A 7,453-nucleotide genomic window follows, 5' to 3' on the forward strand; every position below is an offset into this window, starting at 1 on the left:
TCAGGCCTCCCGCTCCGTACCGTCGTCGGTGCCACCGCCGGGCGAGCCGTCGTCGGTCCGGGCGGTGACGACCGATGGATAGTGGCCGTCCAGCCCGGCCCGGCGGCGGTAGTCGGCGAGATAGTCGAGCAGGGCCGGTCCGGTCGGACGCCGCCCGGCCCGGATGTCGCAGGTGCCGACCTTGCTCTCCTGGATCAGTACGTTGGGGTCGAGCGTGGCGCCGAAGAGGTCGTTGGCCGACTCGCCCCGGACCAGCCCCTCGGCACCGAAGTGGTACGGCAGCCACACCTGGTGGATCACCCGGCCCTCCACCCGCAGCGGAGTCAGCCGGTCGGTCACCAGCACCCGGGCCTCGATCACTCCCCGGCTGGTGACCAGGTGCGCCCAGCCCAGATGGGTCAGTCCCCGCTCGACGGCCAGCTCGGGCGAGACCTCCACGAACATCTCCGGTTGCAGTTCGGCCAGGTACTTCACCGTCCGGCTCATCGCGCCCGCGGTGTGGTGCTCGGTCAGCCGACTGACCGTGAAGACGTACGGGAAGACGTCCGCGTGCTGTTCCGGCGGGCTCGGGTTGGTCGGGTTGTCCGGCCGCTCGTAGACCTTCCGGGTCGGATTGGCCTGCTGACCGTAGAGCGGGTTGCGGACCGGCGACTCGGCCGGTTCGTAGTGCGTGGGCATCGGCCCGTCGAGCACCCCCACCGGCGCGAAGAGCCAGCCCTTACCGTCGCCCTGCATGATGAACGGATCGTCGCCGCTGATCCCGGCGACGCCGACGTCGTCCTCGCCGGGCCGGTAGGACGGCGGCTTCGTCTTCTCGAAGTCGGGTACGTCGTGTCCGGTCCACTGGCCCTGCTCGGCGTCCCACCAGACGTACCGTTTCCGCTCGCTCCACGGTCGGCCCTCGGGGTCGGCCGAGGCCCGGTTGTAGAGCAGCCGCCGGTTGGCCGGCCAGGCCCAGCCCCATTCCGGGGCCACCCAGCTCTGCTCCCGGCCCGGCTTGCGCCGGGCAGCCTGGTTGACGCCGTCGGCGAAGACCCCGGTGTAGATCCAGCAGCCGCCGGAGGTGCTGCCGTCGTCCTTCATCTCGGTGAACGTGGCAAGTGGGCGGCCGGTAGCCACCTCGTACCCGTTGATCTCCTGAAGCACGGCGGTGGCGCTCGGCTCGGCGTGCGGACCGTGCGTGGGGTAGTCCCAGGCCAGGTCGAGCAGGGCCCGGTCGCGCGGCAGGGTGGAGCCGGTCAGCTTCTCCCGGATGATCCGGCCGAGGTGGTAGAAGAACCACAGCTCCGAGCGGCTGTCGCCGGGGGCGTCGACGGCCTTCTCCCGCCACTGCAACAGGCGCTGGGTCTGGGTGAAGGTGCCCTCCTTCTCCACGTGCGAGGCGGCCGGCAGGAAGAAGACCTCGGTACGGCAGCGTTCCGGCGCGATCTCGCCGGTCTCCACCTCCCGGCTGTTCTTCCAGAAGGTGGCGCTCTCGATCATGAAAAGGTCCCGGACCACCAGCCAGTCCAGGTTGGCCATGCCCAGCCGCTGGGCGCGGCCGTGCGCCGAGCCGACCGCCGGGTTCTGGCCGAGCAGGAAGTACCCCTTGATCTTGCCGTCGATCATGTTGAACACCTGCTGGTAGGTGCCGTGGTCGCCGGTCATCCGGGGCAGGTAGTCGTAGCAGAAGTCGTTGTCGGCAGTGGCAGCGGCGCCCCAGTACGCCTTGAGCAGGTTCACCGCGTACGCGCGGGCGTTGTCCCAGAAGCCCTTCTGGCCGGGGTGCTGGATGCTGGTGACCCACTTGTCGAAGGTCGGATGCTGCGCGTGCTGCGGCATCGGCAGATAGCCGGGCAGCAGGTTGAACAGCGTCGGGATGTCGGTCGAGCCCTGGATGCTGGCGTGCCCGCGCAGGGCCAGTACTCCACCGCCGGGGCGGCCCATGTTGCCGAGCAGGAGCTGGATGATCGCCCCGGTGCGGATGTACTGCACCCCGACGGTGTGCTGGGTCCAGCCGACCGAGTAGACCAGCATGGTGGTCCGGTCCCGCCCGGAGTTCGCGGCCCAGGCCCGGGCCACCTCCTCGAGCCGCTCCTTCGGGATGCCGCAGACCCGCTCGACCATCTCCGGGGTGTAGCGGGCGTAGTGCCGCTTGAGAATCTGGTAGACACAGCGCGGGTGTTGCAGCGTCTCGTCCCGCTGCACGTGGCCGGTGACCGGCGCGCCGTGCGACTCGTGCCGCAGCCCCGCCGCGCTGTCCCGCTCGGTGGCGGTGTCGTTCGCCCCGTCGCCCTCGTTCCCCGCGTACTGCCAACTGGTCTGCTCGTAGCTGGTCGTCTCGGGATTGAAACCCGAGAAGAGCCCGTCGAGATCCTCGGTGTCGCGGTAGTCCTCACTGACGATGGTCGCCGCGTTGGTGTAGGCGACGACGTACTCCCGGAAGTCCAGCTCGTTCTCCAGGATGTACCGCACGATGCCGCCGAGGAACGCGATGTCGCTACCGGCCCGGATCGGCAGGTAGGTGTCGGCCAGCGCGCTGGTGCGGGTAAACCTCGGGTCGACGTGGTAGACCCTGGCTCCCCGCCGCTTGGCCTCCATCACCCACTGGAAGCCGACGGGGTGGGCCTCGGCCATGTTCGAGCCCTGGATGATGACGCAGTCACTGTTGATCAGATCCTGCTGGAACGCCGTCGCGCCACCGCGACCGAAGCTGGTCCCCAGACCGGGGACGGTGGCGGAGTGTCAAATCCGGGCCTGGTTCTCGATCTGGAGCGCCCCCATCGCGGTGAACAACTTCTTGATGAGGTAGTTCTCCTCGTTGTCCAGGGTGGCCCCGCCCAGGCTGGCGATGCCCAGGGTGCGGTGCAGCGGACGCCCCTCGTCGTCGACGTCCTCCCAGGTCGCGTCGCGGGCGGCGAGGACCCGGTCGGCGATCATGTCCATCGCCGTGGGCAGGTCCAGCTCTTCCCAGTCCGTCCCGTACGGGCGGCGGTAGAGCACCCGCTGCTGGCGCAGTTCGCTGGTGACCAGGGTCTTGCTGGCCGCTCCCTTCGGACAGAGCCGGCCGCGGGAGATCGGGCTGTCCGGATCACCCTCGATCTGGGTCACCCGGCCGTCGGAGACGTAGACCCGCTGTCCGCAACCGACGGCGCAGTACGGGCAGACCGACCGGGCCATCGACTCGGCGGTGTCGGTACGCGGGGTGAGCGCGTCGGACCGGGCGGACTTCGCCGCCGCTCCCCGGCCGAGCGGGTCGGTACCGGTGAGCTGCCGATATACGGGCCAACCCTCAATCCAGGTGCGGACTCCCATTCCCGGCACCTCCTGACAACACGGCCGGTGAGCCGACCACCCGAGAGTAGATCAGCTGGCCAGGCCCCGCATGGGACCGCCGAAATCGGGCGGCGCTCACGGGCGGGCCGCCGGTAGATCTTCCGAACCCGGTCTCCGCCGACCACCTCGCCCGCCGCCCGTCGCGCGGACCGACGCGTACCCGCGGCTTCGCCGGTGGTGTCCGATTACGCCAGCGTCAGCCGGGCGGTTTAAGCCTCGTCTCAATGGCAATGACGCCGCATGGCCGACCGCACTCCGGTGGACGTCATCCTGCCCTGCCTCGACGAGGCCGACGTGTCGCTGCCGGTCCTCCTCGGCGAGGACGACCGCACCGGCTGGTGGGCGATCGCGACCGACGACGTGATCACGGCCGACGACGATGTCCGGCCCGGGGTGGCCGAGCCAGGCGTGGCCGAGGCCGACCCGGGCCGGGAATCGTACGGTCGCGGTCCGGCCGTCGGCGGCACCCGGGCGGGTACCCGGTGAGCAGCAGCCGGATGTACCGCGACGGCAGCCTGGTCGCGCAGGACTTCCCGGCCAACGAGGTCAAGGAACGGCTGGCGGAGGACGATCGCGTGGTCGTCTGGCTGGACATCTGTCAACCGAGTGAGGACGACCTGAGACTGCTCGCCGAGGAACTCGGCATGCACGAACTTGCGCTGGAGGACATCGTCCAGCAGGCCCAGCGGGCCAAGCTCGACCGGTACGACACCCACCTCTTCCTGAACACGTACATGGTGCGGCTGGACGCGGCCGGCGGACTGACCGACGTCGAGGTGTCGGCGTTCGTCAAGCCCCGCGCACTCGTCACGGTGCGTTACAACGACCGGTTCGACATCCGCGAGGTCCTGGCCCGTTGGGACGAGAGCGCCGAACTCGCTCCGCATGGCGTCGCCTTCCTGCTCTACGGCCTGCTCGACACACTGATCGACGGGCACTTCACGGCCGTACAGCAGCTCGACTCGACGCTGGAGCAGGTGCAGGGGGTGATGTTCAAGGGCGGCGCGACGAACCGCGACGAGGTTCAGCGACGCATCTTCACCGCCCGGCGCAACCTTGTCCGGCTTCGCCAGGTCACGCTGCCGATGCGGGAGGTGGTCAACTCCCTGATGCGCCCGACGATGCACACCGTCGATCCCGAGATGCTGCCCTACTACCAGGACCTGTACGACCATGTGCTGCGGGTCATCGAGTGGAGCGACTCGTTGCGCGATCTCAACACGACCATGCTCGAAACGAACCTGATGTTGCAGAACAACCAGCTCAACCTGATCGTCAAGAAGGTCACCGGCTGGGCCGCGATCATCGCCGTCCCGACGGCCGTGACCGGATTCTTCGGACAGAATCTCGCGTTCCCGTGGCGGCACACCCCGGCGGAGTTCATCATCTCGCTGGTCGTGACGTTCGGGTTGGCGATCTCGCTGTATCTGGTGTTCCGGAAGAAGACCTGGATCTGAGGCTCGCCGGCTCACGCCGGAGACGCCACTGCCGGGAAGACCGGCGGGTGGCCAGCCTCCCGGCAGCACGGCACGGGTCATCGAGTTGTCGGGTTACCGGGTTATCGGGTTACCGGGACCAGACGTCCTGGACGATGTCCGCGGCCTGGTCCTCCCACTGGGCGTACGCGAACGGGTACGCCGACACCTGCACCGCCTGCGCGGCGTCGGTCAGCGGCAGGTCACGCCAGTTGTCGATCCGCTTCAGCCCGTCGAAGAACGCCCTGGCCGAGTAGTCGCGGTCGGTGATCTGATCCGGCGATCCCCAGCCCGACGACGGACGCTGCTGGAACAGGCCCAGTGAGTCGTGGTCGTTCCAGTCGCCCAGGTGGCCGAGGTTGCGCAGCTTCGACTCCTGGAGGGCGGTCGCCACGCCGATCACGGCGCCGCGCTGGCCCATGTCCAGCTTCCGGGCCGTCCGGACGATCTCCCTGGCGTTGTCCCGCTGGTCGTCGTCCAGGTCGATCCGCGACTGGTAACCCTGGACGCCGTGCGGGACCAACTTGTCCCGGGACGGCTTGTCGTCCGAGTTTCCGTCGTCGGACTTCCCGTCGTCGGACTTCCCGTCGTCCGCCGGCTTGTCCTGGGCCGACTGGTCCTGGGCCGAGCCGTCCTGCGGTTCGTCGGTCCGCACCGTCTGGCTGTATGCGGCTGGCTGGGCACCCTGGTCGCCGCCTCCGGCGGCCACCGTGCCGGCAGGTCCGGCGACGGCCGAACACGCGGCCGCACAGGTGAGTCCCGCGACGGCCAGTGCGGTGCGACGAGCGACCGGGGTTTCCGCGACGGCGGGAAGCCGGCGTACGGCCGGATGTGCTGCGATGGCGGGAAGCCATCGTGTGACAGCGGTCTCCGCGATGGCGGGGAGCCATCGTCCGAAGATCGGATTCATGGTTGCCCTTTCGATCTGGGATTCCGGGGAGGCACTGCGATGCCCTGGGTCTCTCGCCGACCTGGCGCATAGCGGTACGCCCGCGGTCCAGGGGGCTGAGCTCGCGGGCGTACCGACAGACACAACCGGTGGAGCAGGTCCGGCATTCCGGATTTGCCCGGCCGGCGACGGTCCCTGCCACCGGCACGGTCGCGGCCCCCGCCGGGACGGTTCGGACCGCCGACAGGTCCGGACAGACCATCGAAATCGGGTACGGATCATCCGCACCCGCCGGGTTGGGGCTACCCTGACCCCATGCAGTACGCCGCCGCGGCCGGAACCGGCGTGGCCAACCTGGCCCGCCCGGGCCGTCCTGCCGTGGTGACCCCGACCGTCGCCGAACTCGTCGGTCCGACGCACGGGACAGTGACCCTGCCACTGCGACTGATGTGGGGGCCCGACCGCTCCTTCGACCTCGACGATCCGGACCAGCTGCTCTGGATGTACGAGAACGTGCTGCGCGAGACCACCCGCTCGGAGGATCTGCGCCGGTTCGTCAACGCCGGGATCCTCCGTCGGGTCTGGTCGATGCTGAACCTGCCCCGGGGCGTACGGGCGGCGTGGGAGCGACGGCACCCGTCCCTGATCACCGAGTACGGCGACCAGTCAGGCGACCGTCGGGCGGCATGAGCACCACCCATCTCGACGACTTCTACCGCCAGGTCGCCCGGGTCGCGCTCTCCGTGGCCGACAAGCACGGATTCGTACTCGGTGGCGGGGTGGCCTGGGCGGCACACGGACTGGTGTCCCGGCCCACCGAGGACGTCGACCTGTTCGCCGACGTCGACGGCGCGGCGGCCAGCGCGGAGGCGGAGGTTCGGGTCACGCTGGAGGCGGCCGGCTTCACCGTCACCGACGAGGACCCGTCGAGCGACCTCGCCGGGCTGTTCAGCGGCTTCGAGTTGGATATGAAGGACTTCCTGGTGAGTCGGGGCGGCCGGCGGCTCCGGCTCAGCCTGGGCCGGCTGGACCGGCACCGGAGCCCGGTCGTGATGGACCTCGGACCGGTCATGCACGTCCAGGACCTGGTGGCCAGCAAGACCGCGGCCCTGGTCACCCGGCGCGAGGTACGGGACTACATCGACGTCGCCGCCGCACTCGACCGGTACTCCGTCGACGACCTGCTCCGACTCGCGTCCGAGTACGACCCGGCGATCGAGCCCGAGGACGTCACCGCCGCGGGCCGGTACCTCGACCGGCTACCGGACCAGCGGTTCGCCCGGTACGGCCGCGACCTCGAACAGGTACGACAGATCCGCGCCAAGCTCGCCGACTGGCCCCGCTGACGACCGCCGCCACCCGGAGCACAGCTCAGCGGGGTGCCAACCGGTCGACCAGGAGGCCGAGAGTGTTTTCCACCTGCGTCCGGTCGTAACCGCGAAGGCGCACGGTGATGGTCGGACGGCGGAGCGCCTCCGCGGCGGCCGCCCGTTCGGCGGGACTGTCCGAGGCGAGGGCCGCCTCGCCCTGACGCAGCAACGCGCGTACCTCGTTCATGTCGTAGCCGCGTAGGGCGATGGTGAAGGTGGGATCATCTGCCATCTCGGCAGTGTCGCAACCCTTGTCCAGACACGCCGCTGGCCGGGATCCCGGTGAGGGAACCCGGCCAGCGGATGTCGCACGTTCTTCTTTTCTTAGCTGTTGTTCCAGTCTTAGCTGTTGTTCCAGGCGTTGGCGACCAGGTCAGCGGCCTGGTTCTCCCACTTCGCGTACG

7 protein-coding genes are annotated in these 7,453 nt (G+C 69.4%); 4 read left to right on the forward strand and 3 right to left on the reverse strand.

All coding sequences use genetic code 11. The features are described 5' to 3' along the window. Complete coding sequence (gene fdh / locus ACFP2T_RS34385) at positions 1 to 3,294, reverse strand: formate dehydrogenase (protein ID WP_377429226.1); 3,294 nt, start codon at positions 3,292 to 3,294, stop codon at positions 1 to 3. A 261-nt stretch (positions 3,295 to 3,555) separates the two neighbouring features. Between fdh and ACFP2T_RS34390 the strand changes: the two genes are divergently transcribed. Beyond that, positions 3,556 to 3,801, forward strand: a complete 246-nt coding sequence (locus ACFP2T_RS34390) for a hypothetical protein (protein WP_377429227.1) — start codon at positions 3,556 to 3,558, stop codon at positions 3,799 to 3,801. Then, positions 3,798 to 4,772, forward strand: a complete 975-nt coding sequence (locus tag ACFP2T_RS34395) for a magnesium transporter CorA family protein (RefSeq protein ID WP_377429229.1) — start codon at positions 3,798 to 3,800, stop codon at positions 4,770 to 4,772. The genes ACFP2T_RS34390 and ACFP2T_RS34395 overlap by 4 nt, the downstream gene beginning before the upstream one ends. Before the next feature lie 109 nt (positions 4,773 to 4,881). On the opposite strand, the gene ACFP2T_RS34400 is transcribed toward ACFP2T_RS34395, so the two are convergent. Beyond that, a complete protein-coding gene (locus ACFP2T_RS34400) occupies positions 4,882 to 5,700 on the reverse strand; it encodes a hypothetical protein (RefSeq protein ID WP_377429231.1) in 819 nt (272 codons plus the stop codon). 294 nt (positions 5,701 to 5,994) lie between these two features. On the opposite strand from ACFP2T_RS34400, the gene ACFP2T_RS34405 reads away from it, so the two are divergent. Together ACFP2T_RS34405 and ACFP2T_RS34410 are read left to right on the forward strand one after the other, a co-directional pair. Further along, positions 5,995 to 6,369 (forward strand): hypothetical protein, encoded by a 375-nt coding sequence (locus ACFP2T_RS34405; protein WP_377429233.1) that lies wholly within the window; start codon positions 5,995 to 5,997, stop codon positions 6,367 to 6,369. After that, complete coding sequence (locus ACFP2T_RS34410) at positions 6,366 to 7,025, forward strand: nucleotidyl transferase AbiEii/AbiGii toxin family protein (protein ID WP_377429235.1); 660 nt, start codon at positions 6,366 to 6,368, stop codon at positions 7,023 to 7,025. The genes ACFP2T_RS34405 and ACFP2T_RS34410 overlap by 4 nt, the downstream gene beginning before the upstream one ends. A 25-nt stretch (positions 7,026 to 7,050) precedes the next feature. Here the strand turns inward: ACFP2T_RS34410 and ACFP2T_RS34415 are convergent, their stop codons facing one another. After that, positions 7,051 to 7,281 carry a hypothetical protein gene (locus ACFP2T_RS34415; RefSeq protein WP_377429236.1) on the reverse strand — a complete coding sequence of 77 codons (231 nt, stop codon included), beginning with the start codon at positions 7,279 to 7,281 and terminating at the stop codon, positions 7,051 to 7,053. Positions 7,282 to 7,453 lie beyond the last annotated feature (172 nt).

Source organism: Plantactinospora solaniradicis (genome assembly GCF_042658085.1).
Lineage (GTDB): Bacteria > Actinomycetota > Actinomycetes > Mycobacteriales > Micromonosporaceae > Plantactinospora > Plantactinospora solaniradicis.

Excerpts from the sequence above, each read along its gene's own strand:
- ACFP2T_RS34390 (WP_377429227.1), top strand. The coding sequence starts at position 3,556 with ATGGCCGACCGCACTCCGGTGGACGTCATCCTGCCCTGCCTCGACGAG.
- ACFP2T_RS34400 (WP_377429231.1), bottom strand. The coding sequence starts at position 5,700 with ATGAATCCGATCTTCGGACGATGGCTCCCCGCCATCGCGGAGACCGCT.
- ACFP2T_RS34410 (WP_377429235.1), top strand. The coding sequence starts at position 6,366 with ATGAGCACCACCCATCTCGACGACTTCTACCGCCAGGTCGCCCGGGTC.
- ACFP2T_RS34415 (WP_377429236.1), bottom strand. The coding sequence starts at position 7,281 with ATGGCAGATGATCCCACCTTCACCATCGCCCTACGCGGCTACGACATG.
- ACFP2T_RS34405 (WP_377429233.1), top strand. The coding sequence starts at position 5,995 with ATGCAGTACGCCGCCGCGGCCGGAACCGGCGTGGCCAACCTGGCCCGC.